The following is a 26,084-nucleotide window of genomic DNA, read 5'->3' as shown; positions in this document are numbered from 1 at the left end:
TGTACGACCTGCGTCAGTTCTTCAGCGTTAGCCTGAACGAGCTTTTCGTCTGAGTCGATTCCAAGAACCTCACGTCCCGACTTGACTAGCTCCAAAGCCAGCGCGGTGCCGAATCTCCCTAGTCCGATAACGGCAATAGTTGATGCGCCGTGCTTCTCACGTCCGAGTGTCTTTAGGCGACTAGCCAATTTGTGCTCCTATCCAAACTGCAGTTTCCTGCAGTGATTTATCCATTCTTAGGTTAGCGGTTCGCTTGCGTGCCACTAGGGCTTGAGGGACTTTAGCCAATTAGAGGCCTCTCCTTCGGGTATTCGAAGTGGCGCTTAGTTCTTCGAAGAGCTAAGGAAGTTGCCACAATGATTGGTCCAAGACGTCCAAATAACATCAACAGCGCAAGTAGGAATTTGGCATGGTCTGGCAGCTGAGCTGTAATTCCAGTTGATAAACCGACAGTTCCAACCGCAGAGACAACTTCAAACAAGATTTGGTCCAATGAGAATTCCGTTGTAAGTCGAAGAATCAATAGCGCACCAACCGTGACAATCATGTATAAACTCACGATAGTTAAAGCCTGACGTTGCATAGATCGAGGAAGTCTTCGATTCCCAACGTTTACCGCGTTGTCTCCCCTAATTTCGGTATAAACAATGTACAAAAGCACTACGAATGTTCCAATTTTGATACCACCAGCAGTGGATGCGCTAGCTCCACCAATAAACATCAAAATCGAAGTCACCAGCCACGAAGTAGGTTGCATCTGGCTCACATCTAGAGAATTGAAACCTGCTGTTCTTGGCATGACAGCTGCAAAAACGCTATCCATAATTTTCTGAATTGGATTTAGTGAACCAAGAGTATTCGGGTTATTCCACTCGATAAATGCAATTGCAAGCGTCCCGATTATGAGCAGAACAAAACTACCCCATAGTACAATTCGGGAGTTTAATGACCACTGCTTTGGCATGGAGAAGGTCGGGGTCACCTTGAAGACCTTTGCGAGGGAAAGTATTAACCGGTCACGCATCTCCACTATGGTTGGGAACCCCAGGCTTGCCAAAAAGACTGTAGTAAACACTGGAACGAGAATCCATCCATCGCGTGCAAATCGAATCATGCTGTCGCTGTAAAGAGCAAACCCTGCATTATTGAATGAGGAGATTGCGTGAAAAACTCCATGGGCTAATGCTTCATTAACTTCATACTTATACTCTGTGGCAAAACGCCAGGTCAAGATGCCCGCAAGAATCACCTGAAAAAAAAGCATGATCTTCAAAATGTTTAGAAGCAAGCTTTTCACGTCAGGGGTCTTGGACCCTGTCTCTGAGGTCGCATTTAATCTTGTCCTAAGTGAAACTCGACCATCTAAAAGGATTGCGACCAACGATGCGAAACCGACTATTCCAAATCCTCCGACTTGAATCAAGAATGCAATGACTACATGTCCAAAAAGGCTCCAGTGAGTTTCGGTATCAATAACTGCGAGCCCAGTCACGGTGGTGGCAGATGTCGCAGTAAAGAGCGCATCGAATAGGGAAGTTGCCTGACCTGATTTTGAGGACAAGGGCAATGATAGGAGTGCTGTTCCCAAAAGAATGATGCCTGTAAAGGCTATAGATATGATTTGAGAAGGATGCAAGCCTTTACGGCCAAACATGTAGATTCCTTTCCAGAGCCTCACCAAGCCTACTCTCAAAGGCCTTGGGCACAATAGAGACCAACGGGATTAATCTATGAAATTGGTCTTCTTTCTAGAGCTCCGATCCTGAGAAGTCTCGCAATTGCACCATCTTCAATAGGTGACTCTGGGCCAATAGCTAAGCGCATAAAGCGAAGTGACCATCGGGTAACCGGCAGAATAAACCAAGCTGGTTTAGCTTTCAGTCCAAGTAGTTTTCTAAACTCTGGCCTCAGTGATAAGACAGCCGCTTCAAACAGCAATCCATAAACGAGTTTGGCAACTCCTGGAAGAGGTGGGTTCTTAATGAACTCAATTACTTTTTCAGTATCTGGGGTAGAAACTAGCAAGCCAGAGTCATAGAACTTATCAATTTCATTTTCGAGTTCTTGCTCGCTCATCGGGCAGGTTGCAAGACCAAGTGGTGCCACCGAGACACTCCACTGTGCAACGTAGTTGTCTGCTCCGCTAGCTGCCGACCCTTTTGGTATCTGTTTCCGGGAATACATCTGGTGTGAAACTAAGAAGGACTCCATGAAGGCAATGTGCACCCAAAGCAATAAGTCCTTATCTGCTGCCTTATATGGCACCGTCTCACCGGTTCCCTTGGTGTACTCACCAACAACTCGAGTGTGAAGTATATTGACCCGGTTAGCTTCGTTTTGAACTGCTGTTTTTGACCCAAAGGTTGTAACCGTGAGCCAACGAATGGTCCCAGCCAATCTTCCTAGCGGGTCCGATTCGTATCTTGAGTGATTCTTCACACCAGTTAAGGATCCTGGATGCAGCGCTTGCATGAGCAAAGCTCTAATTCCACCCACCAGGGTTCCAAAATCCGCGTGAACTACCCAAGGCGCATCAGAGGGCAGAAAGTAGCCCTCTTCTTCACCGGCTGCAACAACACCCAACCAAGGTGGAACTCCATCTGGGTCTCCAGAAAGAAGCTTTCGAAACCGCTTAGAGAGAAACTCTTGGAGCGCGTTATTCTTCTTGGATTTCAAAGATCACCTAGTTGATTGTTTAAGCCAGTACTACAAGTCTACGATTCAATTTTTTGTAGTTTTCCAGAAGTGGAGCCACCTAGCGGAATTGAACCGCTGACCTGCTCTTTACGAGGGAGCTGCTCTACCAACTGAGCTAAGGTGGCCTACGAATCCGGCTCAGTGCTTTCTGGGCCATTGACTACTTTATTAGAACAGATTCCTGTCCTAACCTGTAGCTAGAAGAAAACTCAAAGGAGCCAAGGTATGAAAGAACTAGATCTAGTAAAGCTGTGGAATCGACTCAGGAATCAAATCATCTTTTCGCAGCTGGCTCCAACATTTTTGCTAATTGTCACAATCGGTTTGCTCAATGACGGCCTGGCTGATTCCGGGGATGTTGTGAAGTGGGCAACGCTTGGAATCTTGTTGGCTTCAGGAATCTTTGGCTTTCTCGCCCAGTACTCGGCTGCAACAGAAGCACGCGCAGTGTTGAGTGATTTGAAAAGACTAAAGTCGAGGTCTAAGGTTTCAATTCAACTGGTTAGATTCGCTAGGTGGATGAACGTCATTCGTTTCCTCACACCAAGCATTTTTGTCGTAATTTATGTATTGTTGTGTATTGCTCTTCTGTTTTAGATTAAAAGAGTAGATGAAGCCCCGGCTGCGGTCGGGGTTTTTTCTTTCCCGATTCAGTATCTGCTAGCTGCAGTTTGGGTCACTGGCTGGAAGTTCACCTGTTAGGAAGAATTTGTCCACTACTTGATCAATGCACTTAACGTCATTGCCATAAATGGTGTGACCCTCGCCGTTGTAGGTCATCAACAAGCCATCTTCGAGAATGTCATTGGCAAGAGATTGAGCCTGCGAGTAAGGGGTTGCAGGATCGCCGGTAGTTCCAATCACCAAAATTGTTGGTGCGCCAGCTGCGCTGTAATCGGCAGGCTTCTCAGCTTCCGGGAATGACCAACTTCCACAGCGCAAACCACCAAACTGCCAGTATCGACCCAAGACCGGAGCTGCCTCAAGCAACTTGGCATTTTGAGCTTCAATATCGAACATGCTTTGGCTAGGGCTGCTATCGCGGCAGCCGATGGCATAGTTTGCTGCAATCAAGTTTGTTCGATAGCGACCGTCTTCACCTCTGTCGTTGTAAAAATCTGCCAAGAACAGGAAGTTGTCTCCCGAGCCTGAGAAGGCTTCACTAAAAGCTAAAGACAATTCCGGCCAGTAGCTATCCGAATAGAGGGTCATAATCAAACCTGTTACGGCCGCCCAAATTGTTAGCTCACGCCCCGACGAAGTTGCCAATGGCTGTTGCTCAATTTCCGCTAACAGTTGCTGCACCGATAATAAATCAGCTGGGACATTGCCACTGAATGGACAATCGTCAAAGCTGTCACAGTTTTCTAAAAAGGCAGTGAGAGCGGATTCGAAAGCCTCAAGTTGGAGTAGCGTCTGCCCATCATCATCAACAGTTGGATCAATCGCACCGTCTAATACAAACCGGCCCACCCGATCAGGGAACAATGTGGCGTAGGTGGTACCTAGAAATGATCCATATGAATAGCCCAGGAAGTTCAGCTTTGACTCCCCGACGACAGCTCTTAGAACATCCATGTCCCTAGCCGCAGAGACCGTGTCCACAAATTCCAGCAATGCGCCGGTGTTTTCCAAGCACTTGTCTGCAAAGTCAGCGGACGCAGCCCTGGCGGCAGCTAGATCCTCATCGCTTCCGATTTCAAAACCAGAAACTCCATAGAGAAACACGTCGTATTCGGCATCGCTTAGACATTCCACGGCAGAACTTCTTCCCACTCCCCGCGGATCAAAACCAAGAATGTTCCAGTTTGATCGAAGGTCATCGGTTCCCAAATAGTCAGCAGAGTCCTTGACCCAGTCGTAACCGGAAGCACCAGGCCCCCCTGGGTTGAAAAGGATAAAGCCCTGTGACTTAGAATCCGCCAGTCTAAAGACTGTGGCGATTGAAATTGCCTCACTATTGGGATCACTCCAATCCATTGGGACTTGGATGTCTGCGCAGTAGAGTCTCTCGCCGCACTCCTCAAAATCGGCTACCTGTTCGTAATACTCACTGAAGCCGGCAGGTGCCCCGCTAGCGTCAGGAACTATCGGCTCCGGTGCCGAAGGAGCACAACCTGCAAGTAACAAGACTGAAATGGCAATAGCAGACACTAACTTTGGAAGTTTTCTAAAGATCACTTATTTCTCCTAAGTGCAACTGCGAGCGATTCCAAAACCATTAGATCTCGGACATTAGAGCTAATTCGGACTCTCGCCTCAGCTAGCGCTTCGAGCTTAGTAATCACCTCCGACGCGGTTGAAGTAGCTGCCAGCTCTACAATTTGGCTTCTTAGGTCGGCATTAACAAGCTCAGCTTCCGCACCCAGTTCAACGATCAGGACATCTCTATATAGCGACATCAGATCAACCAGGATGCGATCGATGCCATCTCGCAGGCTTCTGGTTGCTCGTCTTTTTTGACCTTCCTCAAGAGCCTTTATATCTGCCCTGAGGGCCGGAGGAATGGTGCCGCCTTCCGGGATACCCAGAGTTGCGAGCAGAGCGGTTTTTTCTTCAGTGTCTTTTTCAGCCGTTAGTGCATCGGCATCTTTTCTTGCGAGCTCCAACCAGCGCTCAGCCGTGAACATGGCCTTTGGGATGGAATCGATTTGCATGGCGGCAACTAGAGTTTCTTTTCTTCTAGCTCTAGCGTCAGTGCTGGTTGCTAGCCGAAGAGCCATGCCGATGTGACCTTGGGCCTCGGCTGCTACCTGCAAAGCAAGAGATGGACTAATCCCATCTCTGGCAACGAGTAAATCTGCAACGGTTTGACTAGAAGGCTGCTTTAGTGCCACGCGCCTTACTCTCGAGCGAATGGTTGGAAGCATGTCAGCTTCTGATGGCGCACACAAAATCCAGATGGTTCCAGCCGGTGGCTCCTCTAGGGTCTTGAGTAAGACATTGGAGGAACGCTCTGCCATGCGGTCCGCGTCTTCGATGATCATTATCTGGTACTTACTTATTGATCCACCAAAATATGAAGCGGCAACCAAGCTTCTAATTTCTTCGATTGAGATAATGACTTTCTCGGTTGCCAGCACGGTGACATCGGGATGTGATCCCAAGCCAACCATGCGACAGTTCTTGCAGTCGCCACAACCACCCGCCTCACAAAGCAGCGCTGCAGCAAACGCTGCAGCAGCATTTGATCTTCCAGAACCGGGAGGGCCCGTAATTAGCCAAGCGTGCTGTAATCCTGAATCCTTGTTTGCTACTGCTTGGCGAAGTTGCGTTACCGCTTCCGGTTGACCTAGGAGTTCGGACCAGACCGGTTCAAACTCCAGAATTTTACTCAAAGCCCTTTGCTTTCGAGCAAAGCATCCAAGCGCGGTTGAATCTGTTTCCAAATTGAATCTGGATCCTGGCTGGCATCAACTACATGAAATCTCTTTGGTTCGTTTTTTGCAAGTTCTAAGTAAGTTTCTCTGGCTGCTTCAAAGAATGTAATCTTCTCGCGCTCTAGGCGATCTGGTTCTGCTCCGGTTTTTCCTCGGCGAATGGAAGCTGCGGCGGCATCTAGATCGAGCAAAACGGTTAGGTCTGGAAGCAAGTTATCAACAGCCCAAAGCGATAGGTTGCGAACTTCAGTTAGGTCCAAATCGCGTCCGGCACCTTGATAGGCGACTGAAGAGTCTAGAAACCTATCTGAAATCACAATATGGCCTTTGGCAAGAGCTGGCCTGATTATGCTCGCTACGTTATGTGCTCTATCGGCTGCATATAGAAGTGCTTCCGAGCGAACCGAAACTTCCCCCTTGCGGTGCAATAAAAGATGTCTGATCTCAACTCCCAGATCGGATCCACCTGGTTCAAGAGTTCTAGTAACTTCTAACCCCTTGGCAGCAAGATAGCTCTGCATCAAATCAGCTTGAGTGGACTTGCCAACGCCATCGATACCCTCGAAGGATATAAACACTCCAGTGGTATCGGGCACGCTATTTCTTCTTTCTAGTTCCGGCCTTTACGGTCTTTTTCGGAGCAACGGCCTTTTTGCTGGCTCGGCCAGCTTTGGGAGCTGCCTGACCAGGCTCTAGTCCTAGTTTCTCACGCCTGATGGCTAGTAATTCAAAAGCCTGGTCGCTGGTTAGCTCATCGAGCTTTTCGTCCTTTGGAATGGTGGCATTTATAGCGCCATCGGTTACATAGTCGCCGAACTGACCGGTCTTGGCAACCACGTTTAGGCCGCTGGCTGGGTCCTCACCAAACTCCTTGAGCGGTGTTGCGGCAGTTCTGCGGCCACCGTACTTTGGCTGCTTGTAGATCTCGAGGGCCTCATCAAGGCTCAAGCTAAAGATCTGATCTTCGCTGTTAAGAGATCTGGAGTCAGTTCCCTTTTTGAGATATGGTCCGAACTTTCCATTCTGGGATGTGATCGGATTCTCGGTTTCAGGATCAATACCGATGGTTCTAGGTAGAGAAAGAAGCGAAACGGCTTCTTCAAAAGAGAAGGTCTCAGGAGACATGGATTTAAACAAGGACGCTGTCTTTGGCTTCTCGGCATTTGGATCTTCAAGCAAAACATAAGGTCCATACCGACCGTCTTTGAACAAGATGTCATAACCGGTGAGTGGGTCTTGACCCATAACTCGATCGGTAATTATTGGTGCATCGATTAGCTCTTGAGCTTTAGCAACCGTAAGTTCGTCAGGAGCTAAGCCTTCCGGGATGTTTACAATTCTGCGACCGTTTTCATCGGCACCTTCGCTACCTGGCTCAACCATGGTCTCAATGTATGGGCCATACTTTCCAGTTCGAAGCGTAATGTTATCGGCTAGGTAAATCGAGTTCACTGCCTTGGGATCGCTGTCGCCGACGTTTTGTACGGTGTCATGCAGGCCATCTTCGGAATCTGTTCCGAAGTAGAACTTTTTTAGCCACTCGCTGCGGTTGATTTCTCCGGCAGCTATCTGGTCTAGGTTTTCTTCCATCTGAGCAGTAAATGCGTAATCGACTAATTTGACGAAGTTTTCTTCCAAGAACCTGGTCACGGTGAATGCAATCCACTCAGGAACTAGGGCCTGGCCGCGCTTTACTACGTACCCTTTGTTGATGATGGTCGACAAAATAGCGGCATAGGTAGAAGGTCTTCCGATGCCGTCTTCTTCTAGCGCCTTAACAAGGCTTGCTTCGGTGTACCTAGCTGGCGGCAGGGTCTGGTGATCCTTGGCGGTTACTTCAACAACCGATAGCGCCTGACCTACTTCCAAAGCTGGCAGCTTAGATTCTTGCTCTTCTTCTTGCTCGTCATCGCGGGCCACGTCTCTACCTTCTTCATAGGCAGCCATGAATCCCTTGAAGATCACAACGGTTCCAGAAGCACTGAATTCAGCTGACTTGCCATCTGCCACAGGGGAAACTGAAATCTTGGCGGTGGTTGTGGAAACCTTGGCATCTGACATCTGAGATGCCATGGTTCTTTTCCAAATCAACTCGTAAAGATCTTTCGATCTGGTGGACATAGTCATTGGCAGATCGCTTGGGTGCAAGAAAGTTTCTCCGGCTGGACGAATTGCCTCGTGCGCTTCTTGAGCGTTCTTGTTTTTTCCGGTGTAGATTCTTGGCGAATCTGGAACTGAATCTTTTCCGAACATTTCGATGGCTAATGCTCTCGCAGCTTGAATGGCCTGGGTCGACAGTACCGGCGAGTCGGTGCGCATATAAGTGATGTGACCTTCTTGATACAAACTCTGCGCGGTGTCCATGGTCTGCTTCGCAGACATACGAAGCTTTCTCGATGCTTCCTGCTGCAAGGTGGAGGTAGTAAAAGGTGCAGCAGGTTTTCTCGTTAAAGGCTTGGACTCTACCGATTCAACTTTTACCTTGACGTCTTTTGATCTCATGGCCTCTGCTAGAGCTTCGGATGCTGCTTGATCTAAAAGCAAGACTCCGTCTTTCATCTCACCTTTGTCATTGAAGGAATCTCCCGATGCAATCTTCTTGCCATCAATCAAAGTGAGCTTGGCTTCAAAGTCCTGCTCTTTGTTTTTGTCGGTAGTAAACAGGGCCTTGACATCGTGATAGCTACCAGAAATAAATGCCATGCGTTCGCGCTCACGCTCAACTACCAATCTCATGGCAGGAGATTGCACTCGACCAGCGCTTAGACCACGGTTTATCTTGCGCCACAAAACCGGAGAAACTTCGTAACCGTAAAGACGGTCAACGACCCTTCGGGTCTCTTGAGCCTGGACTAGGTTTTTATCAACTTCTCTGGTGTTCAAAAGTGCGTCTTGGATGGCCTGTTTGGTAATTTCGTGAAAGACCATGCGGCTAACTGGAACCTTGGGTTTTAGCACCTGCAATAGATGCCAGGCAATGGCTTCTCCCTCGCGGTCCTCATCGGTAGCTAGAAATAGCTCGTCCGCCTCGGCCAGAGCTTTCTTGAGCTCGGTTACGGTTTTGCTCTTTCCAGCCGAGATTGCGTAATAGGGCTCAAAGTCGTTTTCGATGTCAATTGAGAACTTGGCTAGTGAACCCTTTTTCTTCTTCGCTTCTGGGGGTAGGTTCTTGGGGTCGATTAGATCGCGGATATGGCCAATCGAAGCCATGACGGTGTAGTCATCGCCAAGGTACTTGGCAATCGTCTTCGCCTTAGCAGGCGACTCGACGATTACTAGCTTGTTACCTTTTGGCATCAATCTCCTAAATCATCAACCAGGTCCCGCCCTGGCTCGTGCTTTTTGCACAATCCCCAACGTTTCCATGTTGGTTTCGATAAAGACCTCGAAACCGACAATACGACATCGTTCTAGAATCAGCTGGCTATTGCTAGCAACAGCTTTAGCCACAATACACGGATTACCTGTGGATACACCTCTAAGTGCATCAGCTGCAGCCAGTGCAATCGAATTTGTAGTGGCCTGCAGCCTAGTAAATCCCAGTAATTGTGTGCTAACTAGCGATGAAGCAGCAAACAAAGCAAAAAACACAATCAGAATCGAAATTGCAAGGATTGTCCCCGCTCCCCCATCATTTTTCACTGTCCCGATGCTCTTGCGCACTGCTTCTCTGCCAATTCTAGAAAACCAATTTCAATGCCAGCAATCGGCGTCGCAACACTTAATTTCACACAAATCGAGTCTTCAAGTTCTTCTAATTCAAACGCAACTTGTTCGCCAGCCGTGGCAACTAGTTGATCAATTAGCTCAGCCGGTTCTCCTCTGGCCACCGCACTTGCAACCATTGCAGCCACATTAATCAGTTGAAGCTTTGCAGATTGCAAGCTCATCGCACCTATCGCAATAGTCATGATCAGTATTACTACTGGAAGAGTCAATACAAGCTCTGCAGTGACGCTTCCTCGGGTTGAACTAGATCGCACCGAAAGTAAGAGCCGATCGGATTAGGTCAAAAAGAATACTTTTGACCTCATCGCTTCTCATGATTACTACCAGCAGCCCCGCAAAGCCCACCGCTGCCATGGTGGCAATGGCATATTCGGCCGTTGCGGCACCCTCTTCTGATTTCCAGTTCATTTCTCTCCTTTTTATCTGGCACGAAATAGCCCTATCCCAACTGGGACCACAGCTAAAAATACGAAGGCTGGTAGGGCTGCTAGACCAAGCGGAATAAGAAGTGAAATCGACAGCTTGGCAAGCCGTGATCGATCGTTACTCCAAAGCCTGTGACGCAAGGTGTCTGCCCTGGCCAGAAGTAATCCATTTAGGGCAACACCCGATTGCTCGGAGACTTTCACTGCGTCCCAAAAAATGGTCAGCTGATCTGCTGGAACATCCTGCGAAAACTGCTGCCTAGATTTAGTCCGGGCAAGTGCAGCAGCAGCTTTTGGGCTAAGGCCTGCGGATAGTCCAATCGCCACCGCATCCAGAAATGCTCCAGGGTCAGCCTCGCGAGGTTTTGCTTTATCAAGCATCCGCAATGAGCTGATTCTGGCAACAATAAGAAGTAGCAGTCCTAGGCCAATTGAAATCACCCCTAACGTAGTTTCCAATGAAGCACCCAGTGCTGAAAGACCAAGGAGTTCTGAAAAGATCACGGCAACAAGTGGAAGAAGCAAGATTAGGTTGGCGGTTGCCTTAGGGGATGCAAATGCGATTCCTAATTCCGCAAACTGCCTTTGTTGTGCCCTAAATACTTCGGTGAGTCGATCAAGAGCCAGAGCCAACTGACCTCCTGACTCGGTAGCCACCTCCCAAATGAACTGAAATTGCTTTACTTGAAATGCAGATAACTCTCTTGTTTGCAATTGCATCTTCGCTGCCTTTGCACTGGTACCAGAACGAAGCAGCGCAGTTATCTCCATCACAGCTAGCTCCGCACTCATGCCAACGCTAGCTTTTGTCTTGGTTGGTGATCTTTCACAATTAGCTCACCGGCCTCGATGGCAAACTTTCCAATTCCTGAAACTGACCTGGTGCCAGCTTTTGCCTCGAGAGCAATGACCCAATCAAAAGCTGCAGCAATCATTTTGAAAAAAGCCACATCGGAGATTGCCAGATCTGCCTTGATGGTGGAAAGTCGTTCGGGAACTTGAAAGAGGTTGTTAGCGTGAATTGTGGTGGCTCCGCGGTGACCAGTGTTTAGCGCTTGCAGCATGGCCATAAGCTCCAAGCCTCTAACTTCACCAACTACTATTCGATCGGGTCTCATCCGGAGCGCTTCGCGCACTAACTGTTCTAAAGTGATTTTCCCCTGGCCCTCAACGTTGACACTTCTTGACTGCAGGCAAACAATGTTGTTGCCAGCTAGCTCAGTGACATCTTCTACCGCTATTACTCTTCCGGTGGAACCGCTGAGCATTGCTCGAAGCAGGGTAGTTTTACCAGAGCCAGTTGGACCAGAAATTAGAAAGCTCTCGCCAGAGTCCGCAATCTCTCGAATAGTTGTTTGCTGCAAAGGTGATGCAGAAAGTGAGTTATATAATTCAGAAAGTGTTATTGATTTGGTCTGGTGCAAGCGAATAGACAGTAGCGTCTGTGAACTACAGCCAGATTTTAGGACCGCATGGACTCTTAGCCCGCCTGGCAAACAAACATCAGCAAATGGGTTTGCAAGATCTAGTCTTCTGCCACCTAATTCGATTAGCTCTCTTGCAATAGCAGAAAGCTCTGATTCGGAAACTTGGAAATCAGTGAGCTCCACTAATCCGTCGCCGTAATCAGCTAGTGATTGTGACTCGCTAAGCAAGATGTCGGTGACGTGCTCGTTATCGATTAGCTCAAGTAGCCAAGTAGGTAGTTGGGTTTCCACCCACTAACAATCGGTCAAGCGTTCGCTTATTTGTTGGGTTGCAAGCAAAATGTGGAGAAATTAGGGGGCGGCAGGTTTTGGGGAAAACCTGCCGCCTGGTGATAGCGATTGGGGGAATCTAACTATCACAAGTCAGTAATAAATTACCGACGTTTTTATTGTAGGTCGGGATTGGTCCCTAAAAGCTCATTTGTGCCATTATTACCAGTGAGCTAGAAGGAGTTGGCAATGGCGCCGAACCAGTCGGATATCGAAAATCTTCTGCACGAATCCAGACGTTTTCCCCCCACCGACGCTTTTGCTGCCCAAGCCGTGGCCAAAAAAGAGCTCTACGACCAAGCGGCCAAAGACCGCCTTGGCTTCTGGGCAGACAAAGCTCGCGAACTTCACTGGCACAAACCCTTCACCAAGACCTTGGATTATTCCAACCCTCCCTTTGCCAAGTGGTTCGAGGACGGCGAGCTAAACGTTTGTTACAACGCTCTCGACCGTCACGTTCTTGCCGGCAAAGGCGAGAAAGTTGCTCTCTACTTCGAAGGCGAGGCTGGCGACAGTTCTAAATTCACCTACGCCCAGCTACTAACCGAAGTCAAAAAAGCAGCCAATGCCTTTGCTTTACTAGGAGTCTCCAAGGGAGATCGAGTGGCAGTTTATATGCCACTTGTTCCAGAGGCAGTAATTGCCATGTTGGCAACTGCTCGATTGGGTGCCATTCACTCAGTTGTCTTCGGCGGCTTTTCTGCAGAGTCACTTCGAAGTCGAATCAATGACGCCGAAGCTAAGCTCGTTGTGACCGCTGATGGTGGAAATAGAAAAGGTAAGGTCTTACCTTTGAAGCCAGCTGTTGACGAAGCTATTGCAGGTGGGGCTTGTCCAAGCGTTGAGCACGTTGTCGTTCTCAGGCGTGGTGGCAACGAAGTTGCCTGGAATTTGAAAACAGATCTGTGGTGGGAAGATGTTGTCGGAAGCGCTTCTGATCAGCACGAAGCTCAAGGCTTTGAATCTGAAAACCGGCTGTTTATCTTGTATACCTCCGGTACCACCGGCAAGCCAAAAGGTATCTTGCACACTTCAGGTGGTTACCTAACCCAGGCGGCTTTCACACATAAGGCCCTCTTTGATGTTCATCCAGAAAGAGACATCTACTGGTGCACCGCCGATGTTGGCTGGATTACCGGACATTCTTATGTGGTCTATGGGCCACTTACCAATGGAGTCAGCCAGGTCATATATGAAGGTACCCCTGACACCCCAGACTGGGGCCGCTGGTGGCAAATAATCGAGAAGTACAAGGTCAGTATTTTCTATACCGCCCCAACTGCTATCCGCACCTTCATGAAGTACGGTCGCGAGATTCCAGACAAGTACGACCTGAGCTCACTTCGGGTTCTAGGTTCTGTTGGTGAACCAATCAACCCAGAAGCCTGGATGTGGTACCGAGAAGCTATTGGTCGAAACAACTGCCCTATTGTCGACACTTGGTGGCAGACCGAAACCGGAGCCATCATGATCTCCGCTCTGCCAGGGGTAACAGCCACCAAGCCAGGCTCTGCCCAAGTGCCAGTTCCTGGAATCAGCTTCGAGGTAGTAAACGAAGCTGGAGAAAGAATTACTTCCGGTGGAGGCTACCTGACTTTGACTGAACCTTGGCCTTCCATGCTTCGTGGCATTTGGAAAGACCCAGCAAGATTTATCGAGACCTACTGGTCGCAATACCCTGGCAAGTACTTTGCCGGCGATGGAGCGATGCTCGATGACGATGGCGAGATTTGGATTCTCGGTCGAGTAGATGATGTCATGAACGTTTCGGGTCACCGGCTTTCAACAACTGAAATCGAATCAGCTCTTGTGTCACACCCGTTTGTTGCCGAAGCTGCGGTTGTTGGTGCAAGTGATGAAACAACCGGCCAGGCGGTTGTTGCCTTTGTGATTTTGCGCGCTGATCAGGTTGGAATTGCGGGATCTGAATCAGAAGTTTCCGCAGTGCTTCGCGAGCACGTCTCAAAAATGATTGGACCAATCGCAAAACCAAGACAAATCATGGTGGTTGCCGAGCTTCCAAAAACTAGATCTGGAAAGATCATGCGAAGACTTCTTAGAGATGTTGCCGAGGGAAGGGCTATCGGAGATGTCACGACCCTGGCCGATACTTCCGTGATGAATGTCATCGACGGAAAGTTTCACAGCTAGAAACTAAACCTCGACTATTAGCTCTATTTCGACAGGAGCATCTAAGGGAAGCACCGCTACCCCAACTGCACTTCTAGCGTGGATTCCTTTTTCTCCAAATACTTCACCCAAGAATTCGCTTGCACCGTTGACTACAGCGGGCTGACCGGAGAACTCAGGGACTGAGGACACAAATCCGACTACTTTAACGATGCGCTTTATCTTGTCGAGATCCCCAATGACGGTTTTCACTGCCGCGAGCGCGTTCAGAGCGCAGACGGTAGCTAGTTCCTTGGCTCGCTCTGGCGAGACGGATCCGCCAACCTTGCCGGTTTCGGCAAGGTTGCCTGCAACCATGGGTAGTTGTCCCGAGGTAAATACCAGGTTTCCGGACTTAACGGCAGGGATATAGGCAGCTAGCGGTTTAGCGGTTTCGGGCAAAACGAAGCCCAAATCGATGATTCTTTGCTCAATTTGGGACATTTAGCTCACCGGGCGCTTGAGGTATGCAACTAGGCCACCTTCTGGGCCAGTGACGATTTGGACCAATTCCCAGCCCTCTGAACCCCAATTATTGAGGATTTGGGTGGTGTTATGAATGATTAGGGGGGTTGTGATGTACTCCCATTTTTGCATGGTCAGCCTGCTCTCAGGGTTTGATAGTAACCTTAAGTCTATTCTCATGAAAGGTCTGGCTTTCCCCATGCGCAAATTATTAGGAAGACTCTTTGGCCTCAGCGCCATAGCTGGTCTACTGACTTTTGCACTTATTACTCCTGTTGCTGCAGTGGCTGGCTATGCCTCCTCAGCCGGAGTGGTCGCATTTGAGGGCTTGCCCGAATACATCAAGCCAGTAAACGCCTCCCAAACCTCCACTCTTTATGGAAACGAAGACGGCAAGCCTGTGGCCCTGGCCAGTTTTTACCACGAAAACCGAATCTCGATCGATTACGACCAGATGAGCCCGAACATGATCAACGCCGTGATTGCTACCGAGGACCCTCGGTTTTTCCAGCACGGTGGCGTTGACATCATCGCTCTAGTTAGGGCAACCCTGGGCGTTGCAACCTCTGGTCTATCTGGCCCTGGTGGATCAACGATCACGATGCAGTATGTGAAGAACACTTTGGTGGAGGCCGCCAACATCGCAGGCGACGAGGCCGGTATTGAGTTGGCCACTGAAACCACGATTGAGCGAAAGATTCGAGAGATCCGATTAGCTATTGCTCTTGAAACTGTTAGCACTAAAGAGGAAATCCTTGCGGGATACCTAAACCTCGCATTCTTCGGAAACCGAATTAACGGCATCGAGGCTGCTTCGAATTACTACTTTGGAGTTAAGGCTAAAGACCTGACTGTTCCCCAAGCTGCGATGTTGACCGCGATGCTTAGGGCACCAAATGCCTATAAGCCAGACGTAGCGGAGAACCTGCCGGTAGCCAAGACTCGAAGAGACTACGTAATCAACAACATGCGTGATGAAGGTTACATAACCTCGGCTGAGGCTGAGGCCTATAAGGCAGAGCCAGTTGTGCCAAACATCAATGAAACCAAAACTGGTTGTGAAGCTAATCAGCAAACTGCGTACTTCTGTGACTACGTCGTCTGGGTGGTAAGAAACTCCGAAGAGTTTGGAGCCACTCTCGAAGATCGCGAAGTGCTACTGCGCCGAGGTGGACTAGAGATTTACTCCACTATGGATATTGAGTTACAAAACACCACGGATGACGTCGTAAAAGCGGAGCTACCAATTGATAACCGCTGGGCACTGGGAGCTGCTTCTGTTTCTGTAGAAGTTGGAACCGGTCGAGTTTTGTCCATGAGCCAAAACCGAACCTTCGATCAAGAAGTCGATGATGACCCCACCACAACTAGCGTGAACTACTCCACAGACAAGGCCTACGGTGGCTCCTCTGGATTCCAGACCGGTTCGACCTACAAGATTTTCGTGCTGGCTGAGTGGCTCTCCAAGGGTTTCTTGCTCGGTGATCAAGTTGACGCACGAGATAGATTATGGAAAGTCGAAGACTTCTCGGCCAAGTGTGGTGGCATTGCAGGGGATTGGGATCCCAATAACTTCGGTAACACCCAGTTCGAATATCTGAGCGCGCTTAGCGCGACTATCCAGTCTGTCAACACCGCTTATGCAACCATGGCATCATTCTTGGATCTCTGTGACATTAGAGACCGAGCCGCAGCCTTTGGAGTCCAGCGAGCCGATGGCAATGATCTGTTGTATGTTCAAGCCTCGGTTCTGGGTGTAAATGAACTTTCCCCATTGACCATGGCTGCTGCTATGTCTGGGTTTGCCAACGATGGAATCTATTGTTCGCCGATCGCAATAGACCGAGTGGTTGTTAGATCAACCGGGGTGGATATGAAGGTGCCAGTTACCGAGTGCAATCGTGCCGTCACCTCAGAGGTAGCAGCTGCGGCAAGTTATGCATTCCAGTTAGTAGTTAGCGGTGGTACCGGATCAGCGTCGCGAACTCCTGACCGAGTGCCCCTGGCTGGAAAAACTGGTTCCACTGACGGTTTCCTTCACACTTGGATGACTGGATACTCTTCCAAGGTCGCAACGGCAACTTGGGTTGGAAACGTTTCTGGCACGCAAAACGTCGGTGGTGCTTCAATTGATGGCACACCAGGTGGATCCCTAAGACATGAGATTTGGCGACAAATTATGACAGTCGCCAACGAGCTATACCCAGGAGAATCCTTCCCCTCAGCACCTCCAATGTATCTCGGCGCTTCGAATGTGATCATGCCTGACGTCAACGCCCTACCTCCAGAGATCGCTCTTGAAATCCTTCGGGACGCTGGATTGGCGGCTCAGATTTCTGCCAGTCAGGTTCTTTCTTCGAACCCACCGGGAACGGTAGCTGCGGCTGACCATGCAACGGGTGCGGAACTGCCTCGCGGAACCCTAGTTACTATATCGCTTAGCCGAGGAGGAACAGTTGCGGTGCCAGATGTTGCAGGCTTGAGCATCGCCGATGCAACAGCCCGACTTCTCTCCTATGGTTTTTCGGCTGTGAGTGCGCCGCAACCTAGTCAGGGCCAATACTTCCTGTTCTCGTCAACAGTTCCCGATGGAATGGTAGTTGGAACTAACCCAGCTGCTGGTTCATCGGCGGATGCGCTCGGGGCAGTACTACTGATTATTAGCAAGGGGCCTTCCACTGGCTAGTATTTGGCTAGCAATTGGCTTTCTGGCGATAGCCATTTGGGCAATCGTCATAGAGCGGCAGCTTTACGTTGTTCGCCATGAATCCATAAGGGTCCTTCCCAAAGGAAGCGATCCGATAAACGTTCTGCAAATTGGCGATATCCACTTGGCTCCTTGGCAAAAATCGAAGCAGCGCTTTATTCGAGACTTGGCCAAGCAACCAATTGATCTCGTGGTAAACACTGGCGATAACCTTGGGCACAAAAACGCCATCCCGCCGCTCCTGGAGTGCCTGGCACCGCTTCTGGAAAAACCAGGGGTATTTGTAAACGGCTCAAATGATTACTACGCACCGGTACCTAAAAACCCAATCAGTTATGTCTTTCGCTCATCAGACGTTCCCAAATCAGCCCCTCTAGAAACCATCAAGATGACAAGCGCCTTTGAGCAAGCTGGCTGGATTAACTTAAACAACAAAGCTGCCGAGATCGAGCTTTCCGGAAACCGCATCCGCCTCATTGGAGTAGATGATCACCACGTTGGAAGAAGTAACCTATCGGAGCTGGCCGCCAGCCAAACCTTCACCATCGCACTCACTCACGCTCCCTATCTTGAAATACTTAGAGGCCTTACTCTTCGAGGAGCCGAGCTGATATTTGCTGGGCACACTCATGGCGGTCAGGTGAGGCTGCCAATTATTGGTGCACTAACAACCAATAGCGATTTACCAAATAAATTTGCCAGAGGAACATCGGGCTGGAGCTTCGAAGGGAAGAATTCAATTCTTAGTGTGGTGGCGGGACTTGGAAACTCGATCTTTGCACCAGTTAGATTTTTCTGTAGACCAGAGGTGCGGCTAATCACGCTACTCGAGGTTGACTAGGTTATTGCCTAGTCGCTTTTTGCCCAGGCTTCTGGCCCAAGCACAATAAAGTCTTCCGCGGAATTCTCACAGCGCGCAGTTTCTCCAACAACAAAACAGGTGAATCCAAAAGCTGTTATCTGTTCGCCATCTTGTAGCGAAGGAGACGTAGAAGCATCCGAGTATGGCGAATTCACACATGTAAAGTTAGCGGTTGTCTCACCGGTAGTTGCACGGCCCAAAAGTTTTATCTGATTGCCGTAGGTGAATTCGCAATCCGCAGGCTTTGGTAGCGGTTCGTAACGAACATCTGTTTCTTTGTGTTCGCAAATTGCGATATCGTCATACTCGCTTAGGGTGCACCAGGTGGGACCGGTTCCGACCTTAAAAATTACGTCCCCATAGTCAACCAGGAACAAATCTGAATCCACCTGCACAACATCAGCCGGCGCTTCTTGAGGGATAAGTGCTGGGTCAATGGTTGGAAGTGACTGCGATCCATCGGGGTTTGTGGGGGAAGTGTCAGCGCTGCAGCCGGTAAGGCTGAGTGAGACTACCAGTAACGCAATTGAAATTGCTTTGTGCCCCATGGCTCAAGGATAGCTACTGGGCTTGAACTAGCTTGCCAAATCCACGCCGTGACTTATCAGAATCAAATTTAGTGATGCGCCTTAGAATTCCTTGGCCACCAACTCGGCAATCTCGTAAGTATTTAAGGCAGCACCTTTACGAAGGTTGTCCCCCACCACAAACATGTCGATTGAGTTCTCAAAGTCCAAAGCTTGCCTCACCCTGCCAACAAAGGTAGGGTCCTGGCCTGCTACGTGGTTCGGGGTTGGATAGATACCCTTTTCAGGGTCATCCATCAGCACAACGCTCGGAGATAACTCCAGCTCCGCGTGCACCTCGGCAACGGTAAGAGGATTAGCGAAGGTGGCGTGGACGGCCAGCGAGTGGGAAACCTGAACCGGAACCCTAACGCAGCTAGCTGCGACCTTTAGATCCTTAATGCCTAGAATCTTTCTGGACTCGTCTCGAACTTTCATCTCTTCGGAAGAGTGACCGCCGGCTTTTAGGGACCCAGCCATAGGAATAACATTCAGCGCAATCGGCACGGGCCAGAGTGAATCCGCTTGGTTCAAACCAGCTGCTTTCAGAAGTGACGCAACGTCTCCGCTTCTGGTGCCGGCAAGCGGATCAGTTGCTACCGCTGCTATTTCCTTTTGCAGCTGGTCTACCCCAGCAGCCCCTGCACCAGAAACTGCCTGGTAACTTGCAACAACCAGCTCGGTTAGTTTCCACTTGGCGTGCAGTGCTCCAAGGGCAGCCATCATGGTCAAAGTTGTGCAGTTGGGGTTCGAGATTATTCCAAGTGGGCGGTTCTTGGTCTGCTCTGGGTTTACCTCTGGAACAACAAGTGGCACTTGATCGTTCATCCTAAAAGCCGCAGAGTTATCCACCACAACTGCTCCGTGTTCAACCGCAATCGGTGCCCAAATTTCTGCAATCTCATCTGGAACATCAAACATGGCGATGTCGATACCATCAAAGGATTCGGGGGTTAGCTCAACAACTCTTAGGTCTTGACCGTGAACCTTTATCTTTTTTCCAGCAGATTTCTTGGAAGCAATTAGGCGAATCTCACCCCAGATGTTTTCTCGCTCGTTGATGATTGAAACCATCACGGTGCCGACAGCACCGGTGGCTCCAACGAGCGCGAGGTTTGGCTTCTTAGACAACTTATCTGCCAGTTCCTGCATGAACAACCGCTTCGGTGTCGCCATCTAGACCAAAGGCGCTGTGGACCACTCGAGCTGCTTCAATGACCTGATCACTTCGGGTAATAACCGAAATACGAATCTCAGAGGTAGAAATCATTTCAATGTTTACTCCTGCTTTTGCTAAAGCACCAAACAAAGTTGCAGAAACCCCCGAATGAGTTTTCATTCCAGAACCAACAACCGAAAGCTTGCCGATGCTCTCATCGAACTGCAAAGAGGCAAAGCCCATATGATCTTTTGCTGATTCAAGAGCCTGGATGGCCTTTTTTAGGTCTTCGGCCAAGAGAGTGAATGAGATATCGCTTAGCTTCGTGTTGGAAACAGCAACGTTTTGAACAATCATGTCGATGTTAATACCAGCTTCGGCAACTACGGTGAATAGCTCGGCAGCCTTACCGGGAACGTCGGGGATGCCAACGACGGTGATCTTGGCCTGGCTCTGATCGACCGCTACGCCTGCGACTATTGACTCTTCCATGGTTTCTCCGCTCGAATAAATGGTAGTGCCGGGGTTATCAGTAAAACTAGAGCGAACCCTAAGGTCCACCTTATGGCGCCTCGCGAATTCAACGGCCCTGATGTATAAAATCTTGGCTCCAGCAGCAGCCAGCTCGAGCATCGACTCAATATCAATTGCGTCGATCTTTTTGGCTTTTGGAACAGACCTTGGATCGGCGGTGTAAACGCCGTCGACATCGCTGTAGATCTCACAAACATCAGCGTTTAGACCAGCAGCTAGAGCGACCGCCGTAGTGTCAGAACCACCTCGACCAAGAGTTGTTATATCCCCGCTGGTCGGGTCAAAACCTTGAAATCCAGCAACAATAGCGATCTCACCGTTGTCGATCGCCTCTTGAACCCGGTCTGGGGTCACCTCAGCAATACGGGCATTTCCATAAGTTGAATCGGTAATGATTCCGGCCTGCAAGCCGGAGAAAGATCTTGATTTTTCTCCCATGGAATTAATCGCCATAGATAGCAATGCAACGGAGATGCGCTCACCGGCGGTTAGAAGCATGTCTAGTTCTCTTGGGGTATCTTCCGGATTGTCGGTTACGTTTTTAGCCAGTTCCAAAAGATCATCGGTGGTGTCTCCCATGGCCGAAACAACAACTACGACTTGATTCCCGGCACGATGAGTTTCGATAACTCTCTTGGCTACCACTTTGATTTTTTCAGCATCGCCCACGGATGAACCGCCGAACTTCTGAACAATCAGTGCCAAAGGATGCTCCTGTGGGATTTTTGGGGAGACTACCTCAATCTTTGAGGTAAGAAGCCAAGTCTAGCTGACTGTCCTTCTGCCCTCAAAGGCCCGTCCGAGAGTAATCTCATCGGCATATTCCAAGTCTCCGCCCACCGGCAGACCCGAAGCTAGGCGGGAGATGGTGATCCCCATTGGTGAAAGCATTCTGGTGAGATACGTAGCTGTTGCCTCACCCTCCAGGTTCGGGTCGGTAGCAATGATTACTTCTTTAATCTGAGGATCAGCAAGCCGGCCAACTAGCTCCTTGATTCTTAGGTTGTCGGGGCCAATTCCTTCAATTGGGCTGATGGCCCCACCAAGCACGTGATACAAACCCTTGAATTCTCTAGTTCGCTCAATAGCCTGAACGTCCTTTGATTCTTCAACAACGCAAATACTGGCTTTAGATCGTCTTGGGTCACGGCAGATATTGCAAAGCTCTTGCTCGGCTACGTTGCCACACTGCTCACAAAAGCGAACTCGCTCGCGAACCTCATTCAAAACCTGAGCTAGCTTGGTGGCCTGATCTTCGTCTGCTTGTAACAGATAGAAAGCTATCCGCTGCGCGGATTTAGGTCCAACCCCAGGCAATCTTCCAAGCTCATCAATTAGCTCTTGGATTACACCTTCATACATCTAGCGACCGCCAGCCTTTGGATCTTGAATTGGCTCAGCACCTAACACTTCACGAAGCAAAGATTCACCATATCTAGCGTCTTCATTCACCATTGAGTTTCTAGAAGTAGGCGCAGCCTTAGGCTCCGAAGCGTCGCTGGCTTCTTGTTCAACAACTGGAATAACTGTGGTGGCAGGCTCTGCCTGCTCGGTTACCGAAGCAACTTCGGCACCCTCTTCGACGTGTGGGCGAAACTTCACCTGAATTCCAAGAACTGCAAAGATTGCTTTTCTAAGTGCATCTGTTGAGCGACTGTCTGACTTAAACGAATCAAGATCTTTTTGACTCAAGAACTTCAAAGTAAGAACATCGTCAGTTAGATCCATAACGGTAAGCGTGAAAGCAACCATCCAAGCAGCTCTAGATTCCTTCTTGACCTGACCGATTATTTCCGCCCAAGCATTCATCAATACTTGCTGGGTAACCGCAGGAACAGAACCAGCTACAGGTTTCGCTACTGGAGCAGCGGGTGCAGCTTTTGCAGGCTGCGGGGTTTCAGTTCTTGGAGCAGCAGGAGCAACTTTTGGCGCAGCAACACTTTGAGCTGGGCTTGCAACCGGAGCGCTTACCGGTTCGGCTGCGGGAGCAACTCCCATGCGTCGCTCTAGTCTTTCGATTCTTGCAAGGGAACCAACTTCAGTTTTGTCGCTTGCTGGAACAAGAACCTTCGCACACATCAACTCAAGCTGAAGCTTGGGACTTGTTGCACCAGACATTTCGGTGAGAGCGTTAGCAACTGCTCCTGCAGCGTGGGTGAGCTCTGCCATTCCAAAGCTCATTGCCTGCAGGCCCATTTTCTCGAGTTCATCTGGCGCTATGCCTCTTAGAACTGACTTAGCCTCTTCGCCAACCGAGAGGACAACAATTAGGTCCCTAAGTTTTTCTAGAAGGTCTTCAACAAACCGTCTTGGGTCCTGGCCGGACTGAATGACCTTATCGACGCTTGAGAACACCAGCGATGAGTTCTGGGTTGCGAAGGCGTCGACTACCTCATCAAGCAAGTTGGCGTGGGTGTATCCCAAAAGAGCTGCTGCCCTGTCGTACTCAATCTCAGCAGAGCCAGACTTTAGTTCAGAGCCTGCGATGAGTTGATCCAAAAGAGATAGTGAATCTCTAACTGAGCCCCCACCTGCACGAACAACTAGGGTCAACACCCCTGGTGCTGGCTTTACCTTTTCAGTTGCACAAACTTCCTCGAGATAGTCGAGCATCTCTGCTGGAGCTACCAAGCGGAACGGATAGTGATGAGTTCTGGAACGAATGGTTCCAATAACCTTTTCCGGTTCAGTGGTAGCAAAGATAAACTTTACGTGGGCAGGTGGTTCTTCCACGATCTTAAGAAGGGCATTGAAGCCCTGTGGTGTCACCATGTGGGCCTCATCGAGAATAAAGATCTTGAATCTATCTCTGGCTGGAGCAAAGATTGCTCGCTCACGTAAATCTCTTGCATCATCAACACCGTTGTGACTTGCAGCATCAATTTCTACAACATCGAGAGATCCCGATCCATCGCGTGATAGCTCGATACAACTTGCACATTTCCCACAAGGTGTATCGGTAGGACCTTCAGCGCAATTTAGGCAGCGAGCAAGAATTCTTGCCGAGGTAGTTTTACCGCAACCTCTAGGGCCAGAAAACAAATAAGCGTGATTTACCCTGTCAGTTCTAAGCGCTGTCATCAGAGGTGCAGTAACTTGAGCTTGGCCAATAAGTTCGGCAAAGGTTTCAGGCCTATAGCGACGGTAAAGGGCTTGGTTCACTTTTCTAACCTAGCTCCTTTGTACGACAGACCAATAAAAAGACCCCCCGCACACCCATCAGAGCCCAGCTACCCTTGCTATCTTTCGATCCTGGGGGAGTTCACCAAGATGACGCCGCACGGGGAGTCAGCCTCAATTCTAAACCTTGGAATAGGTTCCGAATTTCGGCAATCAATCCCCTAAACCAAGGCCAGAAGTTCTACACAGTTTGAACACTTCTTTACCCAGCAGACCCTGCTGGGTCTTAGCTTTAGCCAAGCCACCAGCGAGATGGTAACGAGTACGTCAATTATTGGTACTTGTTATTATTACCTGTAGGTAATACTATAGAAAGGCGGGCTTTTGAAGATTCCTTTATGGGAAATCCAAATGAGTGAGCAAGTTGCTGATTTTTTGGAAGCCCAACCGGTAGCAGTTCAAGAACGGATTGACATGGTGTTGACAGTTTTGAGTGCTGAAGGTCCAAGTCTTGGAAGGCCTTTAGCAGACTCCATCGCAGGTTCAAGAATCAAGAATCTCAAAGAGCTAAGGATTTCTTCGTCGAGAGACTCGGCAATTCGAATTCTTTACTGCTTTACCAAATCAAGAATTGCTTTGCTGCTTGTGGCCGGAGACAAATCTAGTCAGTGGAGCACTTGGTACCAAGACGCCATAGAAAAAGCGGAGGAAACCTATGAACGATTCACTAAAGACTAAAAAAGGGTTTGTCAGTTACGCAAAGTGGCGTGAGTCCCAGAACTTCGATGAGAAAAAGATTACCGGCGGAGTCAAAAAGCTATACCGAAAGCTGCTTCAATACAAACTACGAGAACTAAGGATCAGCAAGAACATCACCCAGCAAGAGTTAGCAGAATCACTAGGAATCACTCAAAACAGAGTTTCGAAGTTTGAGCGATTAGATCTTGATAAGGCAGAGATTAGAACCATCCGCAGATACCTCGAAGCCTTAGGCGGGACCCTAGTTTTACAAGTTGAACTAGAGGGCAAAAGCTTTCAGCTCGCCCTGGACTAATCTCCGGTAGGCAGTACCTGCCTTGACAAGAGAGCAAAGATTTACCTTCTTTGATGCCTCCGCAAATGACTAAACTGGAGAAGTTGATGAAGACATCAACGCCAGGAGAATTCGCCTAGTGGCCTATGGCGCACGCTTGGAAAGCGTGTTGGGTGAAAGCCCTCGGGGGTTCGAATCCCCCATTCTCCGCTGCCAAGAGATCCGAACTAAATCCTCCGATTTACTTCTTATTAGTTGTCTTTTTTGACTTTTTTGTGGCCTTGTTTCTTCGAATCAGCCACCAAATTAGGATCCCTAGTGGAATTCCAATAAAGATCAACCAAGGAATTACCAAGCCGCTTGCTACGACCAGTCCGGAAAGGAAGCCAACTAGACCCTGCCATCCAGCGACCAGCCCTTCCCAAAAATTATCAGGTGGATTTTCAGGCGCTTGATCTTCGGTGAAAATGTTTACTGTCAACGTCGCATAGCTAACGGCGTCTTGATAGTAATTTAAGGTTGACTTGAGCCCGTCAAGCTCGGACTGTCTTTGGGTTAGGGCATATTCAATTTCTATCAGATCCGAGGTTGAGGTCGCGCTATTTAGCAGGTCAAGCAGCCTGGTCACAGAAGTTTCAAGTGCAATTACTCTTGCCTCAATGTCTCTAACTGAAACTGTTATATCTGTGGAGCCAACTTCAAGTAATTGAACTGCTCCGAAATCACCAAGGGTGTCTAGGACGTTGTCCAATTTTTCGGCGGGGATTCTCAGAACCAAAGTAGCCCGGATGGATACTCCATCAATGTCGGTGTAGAGATTTTTTTGATCTACTCTTCCAAGATAGAAATTAACCAGTTTTCCCAATTCACTTGCCGATTTAGCGGGATCGTTTGACGAAATGTCAGCAACGGCGGTCTTAATGACTTCCCTATCTCCTGTGTCATTTCCGTCGGCCCCGCCCTCTTCAAAACTGCCTCCTGTGTCGATTCCATCGTTGGTGGTTCCTTGATTGAAGTCTGGGGTAATCAGCTCTTGGCTAGAGCCTGCGCAACCCACCACACCGAAAATTACCAGAAGTCCAACACCCAGTGAAATAATCCTTCGCATGGCTTAACTATAGAGCCGACCAAGGAAAAGTGAAAGTGGCAAGAGTTTAAGGATTTGGGCGAACTCCTCCTGGGAATATGAAAAACGGGCCAGCGGTGAAAGAAGAATTCGCCTAGTGGCCTATGGCGCACGCTTGGAAAGCGTGTTGGGTGAAAGCCCTCGGGGGTTCGAATCCCCCATTCTCCGCCAATGACTCACTTGATTTAGAGCCTCAGTAAAGGCGTTTATTGAGGGAGTTTTTGCTGGTTGTGCAGTTGCGTGTGCAATTGACAGAGCCAAGCAAGGTCTGACTTGAAATTATTGGAGGAGATTTTGATGGTCATGGCTTTCTAACCAGTCATCAAAAGTGGTTTTCCCCACAATCGTTTCGCCC

26 protein-coding genes, 3 tRNA genes, 1 other RNA gene and 1 pseudogene are annotated in these 26,084 nt (G+C 49.2%); 8 read left to right on the top strand and 23 right to left on the bottom strand.

From position 1 onward, the window contains the following. The 4 genes from AC9UES_RS03540 to AC9UES_RS03525 form a co-directional block, all read right to left on the bottom strand. A partial coding sequence (locus AC9UES_RS03540) for an NAD-binding protein (RefSeq protein ID WP_509526898.1) occupies positions 1 to 188 on the bottom strand: 188 nt, incomplete at its 3' end. A 92-nt stretch (positions 189 to 280) separates the two neighbouring features. Further along, positions 281 to 1,561: a TrkH family potassium uptake protein gene (locus AC9UES_RS03535; protein ID WP_509526896.1), complete on the bottom strand. Its 1,281-nt coding sequence runs from the start codon at positions 1,559 to 1,561 to the stop codon at positions 281 to 283. A gap of 167 nt (positions 1,562 to 1,728) precedes the next feature. After that, positions 1,729 to 2,676, bottom strand: a complete 948-nt coding sequence (locus AC9UES_RS03530) for an oxygenase MpaB family protein (protein ID WP_509526894.1) — start codon at positions 2,674 to 2,676, stop codon at positions 1,729 to 1,731. Between the two features lie 70 nt (positions 2,677 to 2,746). Continuing rightward, a tRNA-Thr gene (locus tag AC9UES_RS03525) sits at positions 2,747 to 2,822 on the bottom strand. A gap of 100 nt (positions 2,823 to 2,922) precedes the next feature. Here AC9UES_RS03525 and AC9UES_RS03520 point away from each other — a divergent pair. Then, positions 2,923 to 3,294 carry a hypothetical protein gene (locus AC9UES_RS03520; RefSeq protein WP_509526892.1) on the top strand — a complete coding sequence of 124 codons (372 nt, stop codon included), beginning with the start codon at positions 2,923 to 2,925 and terminating at the stop codon, positions 3,292 to 3,294. 63 nt (positions 3,295 to 3,357) lie between these two features. Here AC9UES_RS03520 and AC9UES_RS03515 read toward each other — a convergent pair whose 3' ends face one another. Genes AC9UES_RS03515 through AC9UES_RS03475 form a run of 9 tightly spaced genes read right to left on the bottom strand, consistent with a single transcriptional unit; the run spans position 3,358 to position 11,949 of the window. Then, entirely contained in the window at positions 3,358 to 4,878 is a 1,521-nt protein-coding gene (locus AC9UES_RS03515) for an alpha/beta hydrolase (RefSeq protein ID WP_509526890.1), read from the bottom strand. Continuing rightward, a complete protein-coding gene (locus tag AC9UES_RS03510; protein ID WP_509526888.1) occupies positions 4,875 to 6,035 on the bottom strand; it encodes a DNA polymerase III subunit delta' in 1,161 nt (386 codons plus the stop codon). Before AC9UES_RS03510 ends, AC9UES_RS03515 begins: the two co-directional genes overlap by 4 nt. Beyond that, a complete protein-coding gene (gene tmk / locus AC9UES_RS03505) occupies positions 6,032 to 6,673 on the bottom strand; it encodes a dTMP kinase (RefSeq protein ID WP_509526886.1) in 642 nt (213 codons plus the stop codon). The genes AC9UES_RS03510 and tmk overlap by 4 nt, the downstream gene beginning before the upstream one ends. 1 nt (position 6,674) lies before the next feature. Further along, entirely contained in the window at positions 6,675 to 9,374 is a 2,700-nt protein-coding gene (gene topA, locus AC9UES_RS03500; protein WP_509526884.1) for a type I DNA topoisomerase, read from the bottom strand. Positions 9,375 to 9,389: 15 nt separating this feature from the next. Then, positions 9,390 to 9,719 carry an Rv3654c family TadE-like protein gene (locus AC9UES_RS03495; RefSeq protein ID WP_509526882.1) on the bottom strand — a complete coding sequence of 110 codons (330 nt, stop codon included), beginning with the start codon at positions 9,717 to 9,719 and terminating at the stop codon, positions 9,390 to 9,392. Then, the gene (locus AC9UES_RS03490; RefSeq protein WP_509526880.1) at positions 9,716 to 10,060 is read right to left on the bottom strand and encodes a hypothetical protein; all 345 of its coding nucleotides are present in this window, start codon (positions 10,058 to 10,060) and stop codon (positions 9,716 to 9,718) included. The genes AC9UES_RS03495 and AC9UES_RS03490 overlap by 4 nt, the downstream gene beginning before the upstream one ends. Continuing rightward, the gene (locus AC9UES_RS03485) at positions 10,050 to 10,214 is read right to left on the bottom strand and encodes a DUF4244 domain-containing protein (RefSeq protein WP_509526878.1); all 165 of its coding nucleotides are present in this window, start codon (positions 10,212 to 10,214) and stop codon (positions 10,050 to 10,052) included. Before AC9UES_RS03485 ends, AC9UES_RS03490 begins: the two co-directional genes overlap by 11 nt. Before the next feature lie 11 nt (positions 10,215 to 10,225). Next, complete coding sequence (locus AC9UES_RS03480) at positions 10,226 to 11,023, bottom strand: type II secretion system F family protein (protein ID WP_509526876.1); 798 nt, start codon at positions 11,021 to 11,023, stop codon at positions 10,226 to 10,228. Next, on the bottom strand, positions 11,020 to 11,949 hold the full coding sequence (locus tag AC9UES_RS03475) for an ATPase, T2SS/T4P/T4SS family (RefSeq protein ID WP_509526874.1): 930 nt from the start codon (positions 11,947 to 11,949) through the stop codon (positions 11,020 to 11,022). The genes AC9UES_RS03480 and AC9UES_RS03475 overlap by 4 nt, the downstream gene beginning before the upstream one ends. A gap of 228 nt (positions 11,950 to 12,177) precedes the next feature. On the opposite strand from AC9UES_RS03475, the gene acs reads away from it, so the two are divergent. Beyond that, a complete protein-coding gene (gene acs, locus AC9UES_RS03470; RefSeq protein ID WP_509526872.1) occupies positions 12,178 to 14,139 on the top strand; it encodes an acetate--CoA ligase in 1,962 nt (653 codons plus the stop codon). Positions 14,140 to 14,142: 3 nt separating this feature from the next. Here acs and AC9UES_RS03465 read toward each other — a convergent pair whose 3' ends face one another. Then, a complete protein-coding gene (locus AC9UES_RS03465) occupies positions 14,143 to 14,601 on the bottom strand; it encodes a RidA family protein (RefSeq protein WP_509526870.1) in 459 nt (152 codons plus the stop codon). Beyond that, a complete protein-coding gene (gene sp36 / locus AC9UES_RS03460; RefSeq protein ID WP_509526868.1) occupies positions 14,602 to 14,754 on the bottom strand; it encodes a Sp36 family protein in 153 nt (50 codons plus the stop codon). Between the two features lie 67 nt (positions 14,755 to 14,821). Between sp36 and AC9UES_RS03455 the strand changes: the two genes are divergently transcribed. Next, positions 14,822 to 17,308, top strand: a complete 2,487-nt coding sequence (locus AC9UES_RS03455) for a transglycosylase domain-containing protein (RefSeq protein ID WP_509526867.1) — start codon at positions 14,822 to 14,824, stop codon at positions 17,306 to 17,308. Positions 17,309 to 17,315: 7 nt separating this feature from the next. Here AC9UES_RS03455 and AC9UES_RS03450 read toward each other — a convergent pair whose 3' ends face one another. Next, positions 17,316 to 17,453, bottom strand: a complete 138-nt coding sequence (locus AC9UES_RS03450) for a hypothetical protein (RefSeq protein WP_509526866.1) — start codon at positions 17,451 to 17,453, stop codon at positions 17,316 to 17,318. Between AC9UES_RS03450 and AC9UES_RS03445 the strand changes: the two genes are divergently transcribed. Continuing rightward, positions 17,454 to 18,170 (top strand): metallophosphoesterase, encoded by a 717-nt coding sequence (locus tag AC9UES_RS03445; RefSeq protein ID WP_509526864.1) that lies wholly within the window; start codon positions 17,454 to 17,456, stop codon positions 18,168 to 18,170. 8 nt (positions 18,171 to 18,178) lie between these two features. Here the strand turns inward: AC9UES_RS03445 and AC9UES_RS03440 are convergent, their stop codons facing one another. The 6 genes and pseudogenes from AC9UES_RS03440 to ffs form a co-directional block, all read right to left on the bottom strand. Further along, complete coding sequence (locus AC9UES_RS03440) at positions 18,179 to 18,739, bottom strand: hypothetical protein (protein WP_509526862.1); 561 nt, start codon at positions 18,737 to 18,739, stop codon at positions 18,179 to 18,181. A gap of 81 nt (positions 18,740 to 18,820) precedes the next feature. Further along, the gene (locus AC9UES_RS03435; protein ID WP_509526860.1) at positions 18,821 to 19,909 is read right to left on the bottom strand and encodes an aspartate-semialdehyde dehydrogenase; all 1,089 of its coding nucleotides are present in this window, start codon (positions 19,907 to 19,909) and stop codon (positions 18,821 to 18,823) included. Further along, positions 19,890 to 21,155: an aspartate kinase gene (locus AC9UES_RS03430; protein WP_509526858.1), complete on the bottom strand. Its 1,266-nt coding sequence runs from the start codon at positions 21,153 to 21,155 to the stop codon at positions 19,890 to 19,892. Before AC9UES_RS03430 ends, AC9UES_RS03435 begins: the two co-directional genes overlap by 20 nt. A 60-nt stretch (positions 21,156 to 21,215) precedes the next feature. Next, positions 21,216 to 21,812 (bottom strand): recombination mediator RecR, encoded by a 597-nt coding sequence (recR, locus tag AC9UES_RS03425; protein WP_509526856.1) that lies wholly within the window; start codon positions 21,810 to 21,812, stop codon positions 21,216 to 21,218. Positions 21,813 to 22,043: 231 nt separating this feature from the next. Further along, a pseudogene (locus AC9UES_RS03420) lies at positions 22,044 to 23,612 on the bottom strand (DNA polymerase III subunit gamma and tau); the annotation flags it as partial. A gap of 34 nt (positions 23,613 to 23,646) precedes the next feature. Then, an RNA gene (gene ffs, locus AC9UES_RS03415) (signal recognition particle sRNA small type) lies at positions 23,647 to 23,743 on the bottom strand. 238 nt (positions 23,744 to 23,981) lie between these two features. On the opposite strand from ffs, the gene AC9UES_RS03410 reads away from it, so the two are divergent. The 3 genes from AC9UES_RS03410 (at position 23,982) to AC9UES_RS03400 (ending at position 24,813) form a co-directional block, all read left to right on the top strand. Beyond that, positions 23,982 to 24,308 (top strand): type II toxin-antitoxin system RelE/ParE family toxin, encoded by a 327-nt coding sequence (locus tag AC9UES_RS03410; RefSeq protein ID WP_509526854.1) that lies wholly within the window; start codon positions 23,982 to 23,984, stop codon positions 24,306 to 24,308. After that, on the top strand, positions 24,286 to 24,624 hold the full coding sequence (locus AC9UES_RS03405) for a helix-turn-helix domain-containing protein (RefSeq protein ID WP_509526852.1): 339 nt from the start codon (positions 24,286 to 24,288) through the stop codon (positions 24,622 to 24,624). The genes AC9UES_RS03410 and AC9UES_RS03405 overlap by 23 nt, the downstream gene beginning before the upstream one ends. Positions 24,625 to 24,728: 104 nt before the next feature. Further along, a tRNA-Ser gene (locus AC9UES_RS03400) sits at positions 24,729 to 24,813 on the top strand. Positions 24,814 to 24,844: 31 nt separating this feature from the next. Here AC9UES_RS03400 and AC9UES_RS03395 read toward each other — a convergent pair. Further along, a complete protein-coding gene (locus AC9UES_RS03395; RefSeq protein WP_509526850.1) occupies positions 24,845 to 25,711 on the bottom strand; it encodes a DUF4349 domain-containing protein in 867 nt (288 codons plus the stop codon). 101 nt (positions 25,712 to 25,812) lie between these two features. On the opposite strand from AC9UES_RS03395, the gene AC9UES_RS03390 reads away from it, so the two are divergent. Continuing rightward, positions 25,813 to 25,900: transfer RNA gene (locus tag AC9UES_RS03390), tRNA-Ser, on the top strand. Positions 25,901 to 26,084: the final 184 nt, after the last annotated feature.

Source organism: Rhodoluna sp. (assembly GCF_044232805.1).
Lineage (GTDB): Bacteria > Actinomycetota > Actinomycetes > Actinomycetales > Microbacteriaceae > Rhodoluna.
Note: the sequence above shows the minus strand (reverse complement) of the source record. Positions and strands in the feature narration are given on the sequence as shown.